Annotated in this window: 14 protein-coding genes and 1 other RNA gene; 4 read left to right on the top strand and 11 right to left on the bottom strand. The window is 64.5% G+C overall.

From position 1 onward, the window contains the following. Positions 1-17 precede the first annotated feature (17 nt). From ACKODO_RS10890 to rnpB, 6 genes are all read right to left on the bottom strand, one after another. Complete coding sequence (locus ACKODO_RS10890) at positions 18-1835, bottom strand: peptidoglycan D,D-transpeptidase FtsI family protein (RefSeq protein ID WP_408983456.1); 1818 nt, start codon at positions 1833-1835, stop codon at positions 18-20. A gap of 19 nt (positions 1836-1854) precedes the next feature. Beyond that, a complete protein-coding gene (locus ACKODO_RS10885; RefSeq protein ID WP_408983455.1) occupies positions 1855-2427 on the bottom strand; it encodes a hypothetical protein in 573 nt (190 codons plus the stop codon). Continuing rightward, positions 2424-3464 carry a 16S rRNA (cytosine(1402)-N(4))-methyltransferase RsmH gene (gene rsmH, locus ACKODO_RS10880; protein WP_408983454.1) on the bottom strand — a complete coding sequence of 347 codons (1041 nt, stop codon included), beginning with the start codon at positions 3462-3464 and terminating at the stop codon, positions 2424-2426. The genes ACKODO_RS10885 and rsmH overlap by 4 nt, the downstream gene beginning before the upstream one ends. Before the next feature lie 29 nt (positions 3465-3493). Beyond that, complete coding sequence (locus tag ACKODO_RS10875) at positions 3494-3943, bottom strand: division/cell wall cluster transcriptional repressor MraZ (protein ID WP_408983453.1); 450 nt, start codon at positions 3941-3943, stop codon at positions 3494-3496. 240 nt (positions 3944-4183) lie between these two features. After that, positions 4184-5806, bottom strand: coding sequence for a DNA methyltransferase (locus ACKODO_RS10870; protein WP_408983452.1), 1623 nt, complete (start codon positions 5804-5806; stop codon positions 4184-4186). A gap of 59 nt (positions 5807-5865) precedes the next feature. Further along, positions 5866-6247, bottom strand: an RNA gene (rnpB, locus tag ACKODO_RS10865) — RNase P RNA component class A. 116 nt (positions 6248-6363) lie between these two features. On the opposite strand from rnpB, the gene ACKODO_RS10860 reads away from it, so the two are divergent. From ACKODO_RS10860 to lhpH, 3 genes are all read left to right on the top strand, one after another. Next, positions 6364-6651, top strand: coding sequence for a glycine zipper domain-containing protein (locus ACKODO_RS10860; RefSeq protein WP_408983451.1), 288 nt, complete (start codon positions 6364-6366; stop codon positions 6649-6651). 112 nt (positions 6652-6763) lie between these two features. Continuing rightward, complete coding sequence (locus ACKODO_RS10855) at positions 6764-7615, top strand: N-acetylmuramoyl-L-alanine amidase (RefSeq protein ID WP_408983450.1); 852 nt, start codon at positions 6764-6766, stop codon at positions 7613-7615. A gap of 7 nt (positions 7616-7622) precedes the next feature. After that, entirely contained in the window at positions 7623-8624 is a 1002-nt protein-coding gene (gene lhpH / locus ACKODO_RS10850; protein ID WP_408983449.1) for a trans-3-hydroxy-L-proline dehydratase, read from the top strand. A 6-nt stretch (positions 8625-8630) separates the two neighbouring features. Here the strand turns inward: lhpH and ACKODO_RS10845 are convergent, their stop codons facing one another. Then, positions 8631-9530, bottom strand: a complete 900-nt coding sequence (locus tag ACKODO_RS10845) for a LysR family transcriptional regulator (protein WP_408983448.1) — start codon at positions 9528-9530, stop codon at positions 8631-8633. Positions 9531-9650: 120 nt separating this feature from the next. On the opposite strand from ACKODO_RS10845, the gene ACKODO_RS10840 reads away from it, so the two are divergent. Further along, entirely contained in the window at positions 9651-9827 is a 177-nt protein-coding gene (locus ACKODO_RS10840; protein ID WP_408983447.1) for a hypothetical protein, read from the top strand. 26 nt (positions 9828-9853) lie between these two features. Here the strand turns inward: ACKODO_RS10840 and metH are convergent, their stop codons facing one another. From metH to ACKODO_RS10820, 4 genes are all read right to left on the bottom strand, one after another. Beyond that, positions 9854-13591, bottom strand: coding sequence for a methionine synthase (gene metH / locus ACKODO_RS10835; protein ID WP_408983446.1), 3738 nt, complete (start codon positions 13589-13591; stop codon positions 9854-9856). Between the two features lie 23 nt (positions 13592-13614). Further along, positions 13615-14523 (bottom strand): methylenetetrahydrofolate reductase [NAD(P)H], encoded by a 909-nt coding sequence (gene metF, locus ACKODO_RS10830; protein ID WP_408983445.1) that lies wholly within the window; start codon positions 14521-14523, stop codon positions 13615-13617. 1 nt (position 14524) lies between these two features. Then, positions 14525-15559 (bottom strand): ArsR/SmtB family transcription factor, encoded by a 1035-nt coding sequence (locus ACKODO_RS10825; RefSeq protein ID WP_408983444.1) that lies wholly within the window; start codon positions 15557-15559, stop codon positions 14525-14527. Between the two features lie 84 nt (positions 15560-15643). After that, positions 15644-16723 carry an MBL fold metallo-hydrolase gene (locus tag ACKODO_RS10820; protein WP_408983443.1) on the bottom strand — a complete coding sequence of 360 codons (1080 nt, stop codon included), beginning with the start codon at positions 16721-16723 and terminating at the stop codon, positions 15644-15646. Positions 16724-17002: the final 279 nt, after the last annotated feature.

Below are 17002 nucleotides of genomic sequence, written 5' to 3'. Positions count from 1 at the left end.
CTCATCCTGAAAACGCTTCAACGGACCTGCGCCACGCCCAGCCGCGCGACATGCGGGAACGGCGACTGCGGCAGCTCGAAACGCGGCTCGATGTTGAGCATCGGACCGATGCGCTCGATGATCCGCCCGGTGGTCGGCGCCGCATTCCAGCCGGAGGTGGCATAGCCATGCGTCTCGGGCAAGCCCTTCGGCTCGTCGAGCATCGTCATCACGAGGTATCGCGGCTTGTCGGAGGGCATCACAGCCATGAAGGTGGTGAGCACCTTGTTCTTGGAATAGCGCCCGCGCACCACCTTCTCCGAGGTGCCCGTCTTGCCGCCCACATAGTATCCGGGAATGTCCGCGCGCGAGGCGGAACCCTTCTCGGCATTGAGGCGCATCACATAGCGCATCATCTGGCTCGTTTCGGGCTTGATGACTTGTGTCGCGAGCTTCGCGGCCTCTTCCGGTGTCCGCTTGAGATAGGTTGCGGGAATGAACCTGCCGCCATTCACCAGGGCTGCGGTCGCAATCGCCGCCGTCAGCGGGGCGACGGCGAGGCCGTGGCCGAACGAGATCGTCATGGTGTTGAGTTCACCCCAGCGCGCGGGCACCAGCGGATCAAGCCCCTCGGCGAGTTCGGTGCGCGGCCGATCGAGCTGTCCCATCTTCTTGAGGAACGCCTTGTGGCCCTCCACACCGACCGCGAGCGCCATGCGCGCCGTGCCGATATTGGACGAGTAGATGAAGATCTCCGGCACCGAGAGCGGCCGGTTCTTGCCCTTGTAATCGCCGATGCGGAAGCGGCCATAGCGCAAGGGCTGTCTCGCATCGAAGACGCTCGTGAGCTTCACCTTGCCGGAATCAAGCGCCATGGCGGTTGTCAGCGCCTTGAAGGTCGAGCCCATCTCGTAGCGTCCGACCTGCAGGCGGTTCACATGCTCGGGCTTCAGCGCTTCGGCCGGGCTGTTCGGGTCGAAATCCGGCAGGCTGACATGCGTGATGATCTCGCCCGTATCAACGTCGAGCACCAGCGCCGCGCCGGCATCGGCCTTGAACTTCTGCACCGCGGCACGCAGCTCCTCGCGCACGGCATGGGTGACACGCACATCGAGCGCCAGTTCGACAGGCTTCAGATCCGCCGCATTGAGCCCGAGACCTGCGCCGCGCAGATCATTCAGGCCCTGCCCGTCAATGTATTTCTCGATTCCGGCAATGCCCTGGTTGTCGATATTGGCCGAGCCGATCACATGCGCGCCGACCTGGACGGCCGGATAGACACGCTTGTTCTCCGGCAGGAAGCCAATGCCCGGAATGCCCAGGCGATGCACATCCTGCTGCTGCCTCGGCGTGATCTCGCGCTTGATCCAGACGAAGGCATTCCGGCGTGCAAGCCGGTCCCGCAGTTCATTCCCGTCGAGTTCGGGAAAGACGGCGTTGAGCAGCTCAGCCGCCTCGTCCTTGTCGATCACCTTGCGCGGATCGGCATAGACCGACACCGTCTTCACATCCGTCGCCATCACGAAGCCGTTGCGATCCACGATTTGCGGTCGCGCAGTCATGATGGAGGAGCCGGCCATCCGGCTCGCGGTGGCCGGTTCGTCGGTCCTCACCTGCAGGTGCACGATGCGCGCGGCCAGCGCGATATAGAGCCCGCCGAAAGCCAGCGCCGCGAGAATGAGGCGTGCCGGCAGCTTTTCGCCACGCAGGGTGAACAGATTGCGGATCAACCCGATGCGCGGCCCTTCCGGCCCGGAATCAGCCATGGCCATGCGCCCGCGAAAACGCGGCAGCCTCGGGAGTGACAGCGCGAGGCGCGGGAGCTTCAGCTTCGGAAGGGGAAAGATGAGACGCATGACGTGTTCGCGACCCCTCTCAGCGTGGTGTTGGCGGGATGTTGCGGCGCGGAACCGGGGCCGAGAGGGCTTCGGCGCGCGGCAGGTCGCGGACATTGCCTGACGGCGCAGGCGGCCTCAGGGCCAGCGGTGCGCCGGAGGCCGGACGCGCGGGCGCGTTGACGTTCTTCTGCGGCGTGGTCGCCGGGCGAGGCGCACCGGGGCGGCTCACGGTCGAAGGCGTGGTCGCCGGCCGGGCTTGCGTCTTGACCGGCGTTGTGGCCGGCTTCGCATCGACCGAACCGGTGAGCATGCTCTCGAGCGGATCGACCTCCGCCCCGCGCTGCGGCACATCACTGGCGCGCACGATCTGCCGGGCGGAAAGCTGCTGCATGCCCGCTTCCGGTGGTGCGAGCGCCTGAAGCCGGGTTGGCCGGTTGAGAATCTGCCATTCCGCCTGCAGGACCGCGATCGCATCCTTCTCGCGCATTAGCTCGGCCTGCCGCTTCCTGAGCTTCTCCGCCACGAGAATGGTCTCGTATTTCACCGAATAGGCGGCTGTCGCCGAGCCGATCAGCGTCGCGATGGCGAGGATGTTGAAGGTCCGCATCATCGGCGCCGGCCTCCCTTGCGGGCCGGCTGTTCGGGCAGGCGGGCGAGTTCGATCACCTGCGCTTCCACCCGAAGCGCCGGCGCATCCGTGCGGATGCCCGCCCGCATTTTCGCCGAGCGCGCGCGGGGATTGGCGCGGCATTCCTCATCGGTCGCGGTGATGGCGCCGCGCGTCTCCAGCCGGAAGGTCGGCGCTTCAACGCCCTGCACCGGAGCGTGGCGCGAACCGCCGCCGCGACCCGAGCGCGCGGCGAGGAACACCTTCACGATGCGATCCTCGAGGCTGTGGAATGACACGACCACCAGCCGCCCGCCGGGCTTAAGCAACCGCTCCGCCGCGTGAAGCGCAGAGGCCAGTTCGTTGAGTTCGTCGTTCACCGCGATGCGCAAGGCCTGGAAGCTGCGGGTCGCCGGGTGGAAATCCCCCGGCTTGGAGCGCACGATCCGCCCGATGAGATCGGCGAGGTCTCTTGTGGTCGCGAAGGGCTTTTCCTTCCGGTCATGCACGATGGCCCGCGCGATGACACGCGCCAAACGCTCCTCGCCGTAATGGTAGAAGATATCCGCGAGTTCGGCCTCGGATCGGGTGTTCACGAGGTCGGCCGCGCTCTCTCCCTCTTGCGCCATGCGCATGTCCAGCGGGCCGGCGAAACGGAAGGAGAAGCCACGCTCCGCCTGGTCGAGCTGCATCGAGGAGACACCGATATCCAGCACGATGCCATCGAGGCCCCTGATCCCGACTTCCGCCACCGCCTCCTCCATCCCGGAGAAAGGCTTCTCGATCAGCGTCAGGCGACCGGCGAATTCGGCCAGCATCGCCTGCCCGTCACGGATGGCATTGGGGTCGCGGTCGAGCGCGATCACCTTGCAATCCGCGGTGCCCAGAATGCCGCGCGCATAGCCACCGGCACCGAAGGTTCCATCGAGATAGGTTTCGCCATCCTGCGGCTTCAGCGCCGCGAGCACCTCGGCGAGGAGCACGGGGACATGAGGGGCGGGTCCGCCATCGGCCGGGTTGCCCCCGCCGCGCCCGCTCATGTCGCCCGTCTCGTTCGTGCCCCCTCCGGTTACCCGTTTCGGGAAAGACCGGCCCGCACGGCGCGCACATTCGAGGTTGCCTCCTCGAGATGCGCGGCAAACTTCTCCGGCGCCCAGATGCGGAACTTCTCCCCCAGCCCCACGAAGACGAGGCTCGCGGAAATCCCCGCATGCGCCTTCAGACGCTCGGGCAGCACGAGCCGCCCTTCCGGATCGAGCTTCACGATCTCCGCCTGCCCCAGAAGCACGGTCGCGATTCCGTCCCGCGCTTCCGAATAGGGGGAAAACCGCCCGATCAACCCGTCGATCTCCTCGAGCAGCCGGTTGCCGCCCGCCTCGATCGCCGGTTGTTCGAGCGCTGGATGCAGGAACACTCCCGGATGCCCATCCGCTTCCAGCACGGCCCGGAAGGCCGCCGGAAGCGATACCCGGCCCTTGGAATCGAGCCGTGCCTGAAAGGTCGAGAGAAAACGCCCCATCCGCCAACGCCCCGCCACAAGCGGGCCCGCACGCCACCTCGGTTGCCGGAAGCGCAGCTTCGATGCGCCACCCGTCGCCATCAGTTCTTGGGCAGAAATGGGCTAGCATGGGAAAACTTGGGCGTCAACGCGAAACACGGGCACGAGCCGCCTGCCCGCACCTTCAACCTGCACCTCACCATGAAGGCGTTAAGGAAAGGTTTGGGTAAGCTTGACGCAGGGTTGAGGGGACGGGGAGAGTTAGAAGAGGTCGCCCTGCTTCTCGGTTCTCTCGCGCTTGGCCTTCTTGAACACCGTGGGGTCAATCCACGGCAGGCGCGGGCGATCGCCGTCGAACAAATCCTGCACGGTCAGAATCTGGATGCGCGGAAAATCGCCGAGCATCTCGGTCTTGTAGAGGCCGGCGGTGGCGGCTTCCTTTTTCATCTCGCGGGTGGGTTCGGTGAGGGTGAGGATGATGCCCACCTTGGCGCGCTCGCGTTCGATGGTGGCGATGAGATCGCGCACCATGCCGACGCCGACATTCTTTCCGCCCTTCACGGAAACGATCGCCTTCTCGCTCGTCTTCCCGTCGGGCTTGAAATAGATGTAGCCGTCGACCCCGCCATCCGCGCCCTTGCGCCCGCCCTTGAAGGGCACGGCCTCGACCATCGAGCAGGCCCAGAGCTGGAACTGGTGCTTGTCGGCCTCGGCGAGGGCTTCGGCCGCCCCCACATCCTTCGGCACGCCCTCCACCTCGAATTGCACGCGCGGAAACGCTTCGATGAGACGCTTCTGGATGAGCCCGATGGCGAGATGGGTGATGTCGATGCCGATCCAGCGGCGGCCCATCTTCTCGGCGGCATGCACCGTGGTGCCGCAGCCGCAGAACGGGTCGAGCACAACATCGCCCTCGTTGGAGGAAGCGGCGAGAATGCGTTCTAGCAGCGCAAGGGGTTTTTGGGTGGGATAGCCGAGGCGTTCTTGGTGAGCACTATGAAGGGGATGAATATCGTCCCATACACTTGTTACAATTGAACCTTCTTGTTCAGCCAAATAGCGTTTGAGGGCTGGCCGTTTACTTGTGTCATCGCTGCCATCGGCCTGCTTAGGATACCAAATCCGACCCTCGGAATGGAGGCGCTGCATCGTCTCCAACTGAAAACGCCAGCCTTTCGCAGGAAACGAAAAACCACGCCACTCATACATCATATTTGGACGAGGATTAGGGCTTGCCATATCGCCCAAACGATACCGGCCACGACCATCAGCATCGTCAAATCTATAAAATTTCTCAAGGTATTGAGCATCGTGAGCGCGAAATTGCGGCGCAAATTTAGATAGTTTCGTCTTAACATAAAAAAGGATTGAATCCGAAATATCTGAAAACTTATTCTTTGCATCACTATGGGCAGACTGACGTTTCCAGACGATTTCATTCCGGAAGTTAAGACTTCCAAACACCGCATCGAGCAGAATCTTGAGGTAATGGCTCGCGGTGGGGTCGCAATGGAGGTAAAGGCTGCCCGTGGGCTTGAGCACGCGATGGAGTTCCAGCAGGCGCACGGCCATCATGGCGAGATAGGCCATCATGTCGTTTTCCTTGAGGAATCCACGCATGGCGCGCAGCATTTCGGCGGCATCGGTATTGCCGGAGGTCATTACCGCGTCGAAGGCGCGCTCGGCCGGCTCGCCCCAATGCCAGGTATCGTCGAAGGCCTCGATCTGGGATTGCGATTGCTCGCCGCCCGGCGCCTTGAACAGCACATTGTAGGTGGCATTCGAGTTGAAGGGCGGATCAAGATAGATCAGATCGACGCTCTCATCCCGGATATGCTGGCGCAGGATATCGAGATTGTCGCCGCAATAGAGCCGGTTGCCCATGGATTCTCCTCAATGCCACCATTTGGCTTTGCGGGACCGGCATGGTCAAGCCGAAGAAAATCACCAGCCGGCCTGTAAGCCGGGTTCTGTAGGGCCGGGTTGCCCCGGCGTGGCGGCCATTCCTCTGGGTCACGGCTCGCGCCGCGCCTCAAGCAATCAACCCGGATGGCTCGGGCCGGAGAGCCCTGCCCTTTTTGGGGCGCGCCATCCCTATTCGATCTTGCTCCCGGTGGGGTTTGCCCTGCCAGCGCCGTTGCCGGAGCCGCGGTGCGCTTTTACCGCACCTTTTCACCCTTGCCTCTGCCCGAAGGCCGATCGGCGGTTCGTTCTCTGTGGCACTTTCCCTGGGGTCGCCCCCGGCGGCCGTTAGCCGCCACCGTTTCTCCGTGGAGCCCGGACTTTCCTCGATGCGGGAAACATCGCGGCCGCCCGGCCGACTGGCGAAACGAGGGATAGGCCGGCGGATGATCGAGGTCAACCATCCTCAGGGGGGTTGAGCAACGGGAGAAGCCGTGCGAAAACCTCAAACCGATTTCAATCCACAGGGAGGTCTCCTCATGAAGAAGCTGACGTTGATTGCGGGCGTTGCAGCGCTTGGTCTGGTGATGGGGGCCTGCACCCCGCGGGAAGAGCGTGCAGCCTCCGGCGCATTGCTCGGCGCGGGCGCTGGCGCCCTGGTCGGCGGTCTGGCAACCGGGCGTGGCAGCGGCGCACTCGCTGGCGCGGCCATCGGTGCTGTCGGCGGCGCGGTGATCGCGGATGCCACCCGCCCGCGCAGCCGTTGCGTGCGCGTGCGCTACAATGCCTATGGCGAGGCCTATTGCACCCGCTGGCGCAGCTACTGAGCGCGGGCGAACCGCAAGGACAGCCGGATGGCGGGGGCAACCCCGCCATTTTTCGTTCAGAAGGCTCTTGCCGGGAGTCGCGTTCTCTCCGAGCCTCCGTCATGATCCGACCATGACCGATATGCCGCCCGAACCCAAGCCCGACATCCCGCATGTGACGCGGCTCTTCCCCTCGCCGAACCATGGCGCACGGATGGGCGGGCGCGGCGGAGAGCCACGCGCGCCGGACAGCATCATCCTGCATTATACCGGCATGGCGGATGCGAGTTCGGCTCTGCTCTGGCTTTGCAACCCCGTCGCGGAGGTCTCGGCGCATTACTTCGTGTTCGAGGATGGCCGCATCTTCCAGCTCGTGCCGGAGAGCCGTCGCGCCTGGCACGCGGGTCGTGGTTCTTGGCGCGGCGAAACGGATATGAATTCCGCCTCCATCGGCATCGAGATCGCCCATCCCGGTCATGATCCCGGTCGGGGTTTTGGCGCGAATGGCCATCCCCTGCCCCTGCCGGAAGGCGTGAAGCCCAACCCCTACCCGCCCCCGGGACCGCCCTTCCCGGAAAGGCAGATCGAGGCCGTCATCCGCCTCGTCGGCGACATCAAGTCACGCTGGACCATTCCCGACAGCCGCATCCTCGCGCATTCGGATATCGCGCCGGGGCGGAAGATCGATCCGGGCGAGAATTTCCCGTGGGAGAAGCTGGCCGCGGCGGGTCTGGGGCTGTGGCCGACCATATCATCGCCTGCCGGCGGCCCGACCTATCGCCGCGGCGATGAGGGTATGCCGGTCGCGGCCCTGCAATCGCTCTTCGCGAATTTCGGCTACGGCCTCGAGATCAGCGGCGTCTTCGATGAGCGCATGGAGGCGGTGGTTGCCGCCTTCCAGCGGCATTGGCGGCCGGGTCGCGTGGATGGCGTGGCCGATGGCGAGACGCTCCAGCGCCTGCGCGCACTGGCCGGCATGGCATGAGGAAACGATGCAGCAGATCATCTCCACCGTGGAAATGCATACCGGCGGCGAGCCTTTCCGCATTGTCACCAGCGGCTTCCCCCGCGCGCCGGGCACCCGCATCGTCGATCGCCGCGCCTGGCTCAAGGCCAATGCCGATCACCTCCGGCAGGCCATCATGTTCGAGCCGCGCGGGCACGCCGACATGTATGGCGGCATCCTCACCGACCCCGTCAGCGAGGGGGCGGATTTCGGGGTGATGTTCATCCATAACGAGGGTTATTCCGACCATTGCGGCCATGGCGTCATCGCGCTCGCCACGGCTGCGGTGCAGCTCGGCTGGGTGCTGCCGGAATCGCCGGAGACGCGCGTAGGGATCGACGCGCCCTGCGGCTTCATCGAGGCCTTCGTGGGGTGGGACGGGAGCCGCGTCACCGGCGTGCGCTTCCTCAACGTGCCGAGTTTCCTGCTTCACCGAGACGTGACGGTGGAAACCCCGAGCTTCGGCCGCGTGGCCGGCGACATCGCCTTCGGCGGCGCGTTCTATTTCTATACGAGCGGCGTGCCGCATGGCCTCGCGATCCGCGAGCACGAGGTGGAGCGGCTCATCCGTTTCGGGGCGGAGGTGAAGGCGGCGGCAAACCGCGCCTTCCGCGTGCAGCACCCGGATATCCCCGAGATCAACCACATCTATGGCACGATCATCGACGGACCCCCGCGCCATGCCGGCTCGACACAGGCCAATTGCTGCATCTTCGCGGATCGGGAGGTGGATCGCTCGCCGACCGGTTCGGGCACGGCGGGGCGCGTGGCGCAACTCGTGGCGCGCGGCGAACTGGCGTTTGGAGCGGAGATCATCAACGAATCGATCATCGGCTCGGTGATGCGCGGCAAGGCGATCGCGACCGCCCGTTGCGGCCCGTACGAGGGCGTGATCCCGGAGGTTTCGGGCACCGCCCGTCTCGCAGGGCTCGCGCATTGGATGATCGACCCGGATGACCCGCTGCGGCATGGATTTCTGGTACGCTGAAGCGTTTCAGCCGGGCAGGACCGGAAAGGCGGAAGGCCCAGTCTTGAAGGCTTCGGCGAGATAATCGATGAACAGGCGGATGCGATGCACCCGCGCCCGACCCGGCGGCGTCACGGCCCAGGTCGGGAAAGTCTCCGGCGCATGCACGTCTTCCAGCAGCGAGACCAATGTGCCGCGCGTGAGTGCCGAGCGCACGAGCACCTCGCCGATGCGCACGATGCCGAGGCCGCGCACGGCCATGTCGCGCAGGATATCGGCATTATCGACCACGAGATTGCCCGACACCTTCAGGTGATTGATGCCCTCCGGCGTGTGGAACGGCCAGCGCGCGAGATGGGGCATCCGCGAGATCAGCAGGCAATTGTGCTGCAGCAAGTCCGCCGGAACACGCGGCGTGCCATGCCGCGCGAGATAATCCGGGCTCGCACAGATCAGGCGATGGCTATCCGTCAGCTTGCGGGCCTGCAGGCTGGAATCGCTGAGCGCACCGGTGCGCAACACGACATCCGCCTGCTCGGCAATGATGTCGATCTGCCGGTCGGTCACCGAGAGTTCCACGGAAATCTCCGGATAGAGCGCCAGAAACCGGCCGAGAATGGGCGCGAGCTGATGCTTGCCCACCGCCGTGCCGACATTGACGCGGATGACGCCGCTCGGCTTGCCCCCAGCGGCGGAAATCTCGCTCTCGGCGGCCTCGATGGCGCCGAGGATCTCGCGCGCATGCTCGAGATAGCGCTCGCCTTCCACGGTGAGCGCCAGCTTGCGCGTGGTGCGCGTGAGAAGCTTCACCCGCAGGCGATCCTCCAGCCGGGAGATGATTTTCGACACGGCGGAGGGCGAGAGAGACAGGCTTTCGGCGGCGAGCGCGAAGCTGCCGCATTCCACGACGCGAATGAAGGTCGCCATCTCATTCATGACAAAACGTCACCGATCTCAATCAGAGAGCGCTGATTATCTCACCAAACGGGAGGAATACAACAGGCTCATCCCAAGGCCATTCCGGGCCCGGGCATACAGGAGCCCAGGATGAACACCCAACGCAGCGCTATCGATTACGATTTCCATCGCAGCCACGCGCAGCATCTGCGGCGCGAAGCCATGCACGCCTTCTTCCGCAAGCTGGTGCAGAGCCTGCATCGCCGGAGGGCCAAGGGCATGGAGATGGATCTCTTCCAGCCGCGCGTCACGCTGCCGCGCGTCTGATCCTCCACCGATGCGCGGCGGAGCGCTTACTCCGCCGCCACCATATAGGCCGCCGGATCGTAGTTGAGGATCGGCGCGAGCCAGCGCTCGACCTCGCGGATATCCATCCCCTTGCGGGCGGCGTAATCCTCGACCTGATCGCGCTCCACCTTCGCGACGCCGAAATAATGGCTCTCGGGGTGGCTGAAATAGAGGCCCGAGACGGAAGCGCCCGGCCACATCGCGTAGCTCTCGGTCAATTGCACGCCGATGCGACGCTCGGCTTCGAGCAGGCGGAAGAGCGTCGCCTTTTCGGTGTGATCCGGCTGGGCCGGATAGCCCGGTGCGGGGCGAATGCCGTCATAAGGCTCGCCGTGGAGTTCCTCGGGCTTGTAGGTCTCGTTGGCGCCATAGCCCCAGAATTCCTTGCGCACGCGCTCATGCATGCGCTCGGCGAAAGCCTCCGCCAGGCGATCGGCCAGGGCCTTCGCCATGATGGAAGAATAATCGTCGTTCTTGCCCTTGAGCTTGTCGGCAATGCGATCCTCGCCGATGCCGGCGGTGGCGACGAAAGCTCCGAGATAATCCGGCGCCACGCCCTCGGGCGCGACGAAATCCGAGAGGCAGGTATTCGGCCGGCCATCGCGCTTCGAGAGTTGCTGGCGTAGGCCGTGGAAGGTGGCGAGCACCTCCTTGCGGCTCTCGCCGGTATAGAGGCGCACATCATCGCCCACGGCATTGGCCGGCCAGAAGCCGATGACGGCCTTCGCCTGGAACCAGCGCTCGTCGATGATGCGCTTCAGCATGGCCTGCGCATCGGTCCAGAGGTTGCGCGCGGCCTCGCCCTGCTTCTCGTCCTCGAGGATGGCCGGGAAGCGGCCCTTCAGCTCCCAGGTCTGGAAGAAGGGCGTCCAGTCTATATATTTCGCAAGCTCCGCGAGATCATAGGTCTGGAAAATGCGCGTGCCGGTGAAGTTCGGCTTCGGCGGCTCATAACCCTTCCAGTCGATCTTCAGCGCATTCTCGCGCGCCTTCGCCAGCGGCAGGCGGAGCTTGTCGGCCTCGGAGCGCGCATGCGCATCGGCGACCTTCGCGTATTCCGCGCGCAGGGTCGAGACGTAATTGTCGTTCTGCTCGGGCGAAAGCAGCGAGGAGACGACACCCACCGCGCGGGAGGCATCGGTGACATAGACCGCCTGCCCCGCCTTGTAGGCCGGGTAGATCTTCACCGCCGTGTGCACGCGGCTGGTGGTGGCCCCGCCGATCAGCAGCGGGATATCGAAACCCTCGCGCTCCATCTCGGCCGCGACATGCACCATCTCGTCGAGGCTGGGCGTGATGAGGCCCGAAAGGCCGATGATATCGACCTTCTCCTTGCGCGCGGTTTCGAGGATCTTCTGGCTCGGCACCATCACGCCGAGGTCGATCACCTCGTAATTGTTGCACTGGAGAACCACGCCCACGATGTTCTTGCCGATATCGTGGACATCGCCCTTCACGGTCGCCATCAGGATCTTGCCGGCCGCGGGCATTTCGGTGAGGCCCGAGGCGCGCTTTTCTGCTTCCAGGAACGGCTGGAGATAGGCCACGGCCTGTTTCATCACGCGGGCGGATTTCACTACCTGCGGCAGGAACATCTTGCCCGCGCCGAAGAGATCACCCACCACATTCATGCCGGCCATCAGCGGGCCTTCGATGACGTGCAGCGGCTTTTCGGCCTGCTGGCGCGCTTCCTCGGTATCCGCTTCGATGAACTCGTTGATGCCGTTGACGAGCGCATGCTCAAGGCGCTTCACAACCGGGAATTCACGCCAGGCGAGATCCTGCCCCTTGGCAGTCACCTGCCCGTCGCCCTTGAAGCGTGGCGCTGCATCGAGCAGGCGCTCGGTGGCATCCGGGCGGCGGTTCAGCACCACGTCTTCGCACAATTCGCGCAACTCGGCCGGGAGCTGGTCATAGACCGCGAGCTGGCCCGCATTCACGATGCCCATATCCATGCCGACCTGGATCGCATGGTAGAGGAACACGCAGTGCATCGCCTCGCGCACGGGCTCGTTGCCGCGGAAGGAGAAGGAGAGGTTCGAGACACCGCCCGAGACATGCGCATGCGGCAGGTTCTTCCGGATGAACTCGGTGGCGTTTATGAAATCGACGCCGTAATTGTTGTGCTCCTCGATGCCGGTGGCCACCGCGAAGACGTTCGGATCAAAGATGATGTCTTCCGGCGGGAAGCCCGCCTCCTCGGTGAGGATCTTGTAGGCGCGGGCGCAGATCTCGGCCTTGCGCTGATAGGTGTCGGCCTGGCCCTTCTCGTCGAAGGCCATGACAACCACAGCGGCACCATAGGCGCGCACCTTGCGGGCCTCTTCCCTGAACTTCTCGACCCCCTCCTTCATCGAGATCGAGTTCACGATCCCCTTGCCCTGAATGCATTTCAGGCCCGCCTCGATGACGTGGAACTTCGAGCTATCCACCATCACCGGCACGCGGGAGATATCGGGCTCGGCGGCGACGAGGTTCAGGAACTCCACCATCGCCTTCTCGGAATCGAGCAGGCCCTCATCCATGTTCACGTCGATGATCTGCGCGCCATTGGCCACCTGATCACGTGCGACATCAAGCGCTTCGGAAAGCTTGCCGTCCTTGATGAGCTTGCGGAACCTAGCCGAGCCCGTGACGTTCGTGCGTTCGCCGACATTCACGAAGGGAATGGTCTCGTCGAGCGTGAAGGGTTCGAGGCCCGAAAGGCGCATCAGCGGCTTCACATTGGGAATGGGACGCGGCTTCTTGCCCTTCACGGCCTCAGCCATGGCCTTGATATGCGCCGGCGTCGTGCCGCAGCAGCCGCCGACCACATTCACGAGGCCGGAATCGGCAAATTCCGCGATGAGCGCGGCCGTCGCCTCCGGGCGCTCGTCATAAAGGCCGAATTCGTTGGGCAGGCCCGCATTCGGATAAGCGCAGATGAAGGTATCGGCCACGCGGGAGATTTCCGCGATATGCGCGCGCATTTCCTTCGCACCGAGCGCGCAGTTGAGCCCCACCGTGAAGGGCTCGGCATGGCGCAGGGAATGCCAGAAGGCCGTCGGTGTCTGGCCCGAAAGCGTGCGGCCCGACAGGTCCGTGATCGTGCCGGAGATCATGATCGGCAATTCGTTGCCGGTCTCAGCGAAGATGGTCTTCGCGGCATAGACCGCCGCCTTGGCGTTCAGCGTATCGAAGATCGTCTCGATCAGGATGATCTCCGCGCCGCCATCGATCAGGCCGCGGATCTGCTCGCCGTAAGCCAACGCGAGATCGTCGAAGGTCACGGCGCGATAGCCCGGATTGTTCACATCCGGCGAGATCGAGGCCGTGCGGTTGGTGGGGCCGCAGGCACCGGCCACGAAGCGGCGGCGACCGTCTTTCTGCTCGGCGAGAACCGCTGCCTCGCGGGCGAGGCGCGCGCCTTCCCTGTTCAGCTCATAGGCAAGGTCCTGCATGCCGTAATCGGCCTGCGCGATCGAGGTGCAGGAGAAGGTGTTCGTCTCGACGATATCCGCACCCGCCTCTAAATAGCTCAGGTGGATCGCGCGGATGGCATCGGGCTGCGTGAGGATCAGCAGGTCGTTGTTGCCCTTCAGCGGATGGTTCCACTGCGCGAAGCGCTCGCCCCGGAAATCCTCCTCGGAGAGACGCAGATTCTGGATCTCCGTGCCCATCGCGCCGTCGATCACGAGAATGCGCTCGCGGGCGGCCGCCTCAAGCGCGGCGCGGATTTCGGAACCCCTGGCAGTGAAGCTCATCAGACAACAACCTTCGTGAAAGATTACGCCGCCACGGCCACGGGCTCGGCCCTCAGCCCCAGCATGTGGCAGATGGCGAAGGCGAGATCCGCCTTGTTCATCGTGTAGAAGTGGAAATCGGTCACGCCGTTATCGAGCAGATCATAAACCTGCTCCACGGCCACCGCCGCCGCCACCATGCGGCGCGTCTCGGGATCATCCTCCAGCCCCTCGAAGCGCCTGGCGAGCCAGGCCGGCACATCCGTGCCGCACTTGATGGCAAAGCTCGCGGATTGCCTGAAGTTCTGCACCGGCAGGATGCCGGGCACGACCGGGATATCGATTCCCGCCTTCCGCACGCGCTCCACGTAGCGGTAGAAATGGCCGTTATCGAAGAAGAACTGCGTGATGGCGCGATCCGCCCCGGCATCCACCTTCCGCTTCAGAAGGTCAATCTCGCAATCGAGGCTGGGGCTCTCCGGGTGTTTCTCGGGATAGGCCGACACCGCCACGTGAAAATCGCCGATCGCCTTGATGCCCGCCACGAGTTCCGGCGAGCCCTGATAGCCTTCCGGATGCGCCTCGAACGTGGTGCCGATGCCGGTGACGGGATCACCGCGCAGGGCCACGATATGGCGCACGCCCATGGCCCAGTACTGGCGGAGGATCTCGTCGGTCTCGGTCTTCGTGGCGGCCACGCAGGTAAGGTGCGAGGCCGGCTTCAGGCCGGTTTCTTCGAGGATGCGCTTCACGGTCGCATGCGTGCGCTCCCGCGTGGAACCGCCGGCGCCATAGGTCACCGAAACGAAATCCGGCTTCAGCGGCGCGAGGCGCTGCACGGAAGCCCAGAGCGTTTCGGCCATGGCATCGTTCTTCGGCGGAAAGAACTCGAAGGAAATGCCAGGCTTCGGCGCCTCGGTCTGGCGGCTCGAACGGGCGGGGGCAGCATGCATCTCAGGCAACCTTGGTGATGATCGAACGGGAAAGCGGATCGCCGGGCAACGGGAAATCGCCCTCGCGGGCGCTGTCCTCGGCAATCCAGAGGGAAACGGTGAGTGCGCCCGTGGCTTCGGGGCGGATATCGCGCGAAAGCTGCAGGTTGAGGCCGTTCTCGGCGAGGAAAGCGCCGATCTCCTCGGCCGAGAAGCCAAGGCGGCGATGCGCATGTTCCACGCGCAGGCTCTCTTCGTGGTGTGGCGCGAAATCGACGATCACGATCCGCCCGCCGGGCTTGAGCACGCGCGCGGCCTCGCGCACGGCGCGGGCCGGATCATCCATGAAATGCAGCACCTGATGCAGGATCACGAGATCGAACCGTGCGAGATCCGCCGGCAGCGCATAGAGATCGCCCTGCCGCAACTGCACATGGCGCAGGCCCGCCTCGTCGAGGTTGGCGCGCGCCACCGCGAGCATGGCCGGGCTGACATCCAGGCCCACGGCGCGGCTCGCACGGGGCCCGAAGAGCTTCAGCATCTGCCCCGTGCCGGTGCCGAGATCGAGGATCGCCTCGTATTCGCGCTCGCCGAGGGCATCGACCATCGCCTTCTCGACCGCCGATTCCGGCACATGCAGGGCGCGGATGCGATTCCAGTCGGCAGCGTGGCGGGCGAAGTAGGCGGCGGCCTGCTCCTTTCTTTCCACCCGCACCGCCTCCAGGCGGCGCCGGTCGGCCGCGAGGCCGGCATCAGCTGGGTCGAGCGCCGCAATCACCCCCTCGCGGATGACATTCGCCACACCCCGCTCGGCCAGCCGGAAGAAAGCCCAGGCGCCCTCGCGATGGCGATCGATCAACCCTGCTTCCACCAGCAGCTTCAGGTGACGCGAGACGCGCGGCTGCGACTGGCCAAGAATGGTCATGAGTTCGGTGACAGTGAGTTCGGCCTCTGACAGCAGCGCGAGAATGCGCAGGCGCGTCGCCTCGCCCGCCGCCTCAAGGGCAGCGAGCAGGGCATCAAGCGGCTGGTGGCCGGCATGGATGGGGCGGATCATCGCCGAGACACTCTCACGGAAAACGACATAAAGATATGTTTATGTGATTTTCAAAATCAGCGCAAGATGCTTGAGGAAAACCCCTCACCCGATGGCTGCATCGCTCTGGAACACGTGCCCCGGCCGGGCAGGAATGAAGCTTTCCGCCGGCCTGCCGGCAGCGTGCAGTTGCCGCATCAGCTCTTCCGCCGGCTCCTCGATTGGCTCATTGGTGAGCTGGAACGTGCCCCAGTGATAGCCGAGCGCATGTCGGCAGCCGAGAATGTCGAAGATCTTCAGGGCATCTTCCGGGTCGGCATGCTGGTATCGCATGAACCAGCGCGGGCCATAGGCGCCGATGGGGAGAAGCCCGAGCGCCATCGGCCCGTGCTTCTCGCGGATCGCCTGGAACACGCGCCCGCCGCCAAAGCCGGTATCCCCCGCGAACCAGATCTTGCCCGCGCCTGTTTCGATGACGAAAGAGGCCCAGAGCGCATGCATGCGGTCGAACATGCCGCGCGCCGACCAATGCTGCGCGGGCTCGAAAATCACGGCCACGCTGGCTGCGAATTCCACGCGATCGCCCCAATCCTTTGATTCAACATCGATATCCGCACGTCCCTCGCGGATGATCGCATCATTGCCGAGCGGGGTGAGGATGCGCGGGCGGTCGCGATCCCAAAGGGCGTGCAGGCTCGGCACATCGAGATGATCGTAATGGTTGTGGCTGACCAGCACGACATCGATCTTCGGCAAATCGTCGAAGGCGATGGCCGGCGGATTCACCCGTTTGGGCCCCGCGAAGGCGACGGGCGAAGCGCGTTCGGAAAACTGCGGATCGAGCAGGATGTTCACCCCGCCGGTCTGGATGAGGAAGCTCGCATGGCCGATGAAGCTCACGCGCAAGGCCTTGCCCTCCACTTTCGCGGGCGGCATATCGGCGGCATGGGGGCTCGGGAAACTCGCAGGCCATTCCGCGGCCTTCTCGCCGAGCTGCCAGCGCAGGAAATCGCGGAAGCTGCGCGGGCCATCGCCACCCGGCAGGAAGAATTTCTGCCCGTCGAAATGATCCGAAACCGGGCCGGAATAATAGGAATTGGCGCGTGCGGGCCGGAAAATGGCGGTGACGCCACCGGCCACCACGACGGCACCGGCGAGGGCCTTGAGGAAGCTTCTGCGGTTCATGAGCCGATTACGTGGGGTGCCCGGCATCGGATTGCGAGGTGATTGACAAAGCACCGCACCAATGGTGGAGTTCAACGGAGGCTGACGCGAGCCTGCCGCCCGCGCCGAAAGGCAAGGTGAATCCGCGTCATATTTGAGCATCGATCCCTTCCGACATCGCGAATGGATCAGCAAGGCGGGCCCTGATCGTTTCCCATTCGCGGCTTATGATCGGAGGATCACATGCGTTCGTTTCTCGACGCAAAGGCCATGGCGAAAACGCTGCGGCAGGAACTGCAA

The organism is Rhabdaerophilum sp., from assembly GCF_046092605.1.
Classification (GTDB): domain Bacteria; phylum Pseudomonadota; class Alphaproteobacteria; order Rhizobiales; family Beijerinckiaceae; genus Rhabdaerophilum.
Note: the sequence above shows the minus strand (reverse complement) of the source record. Positions and strands in the feature narration are given on the sequence as shown.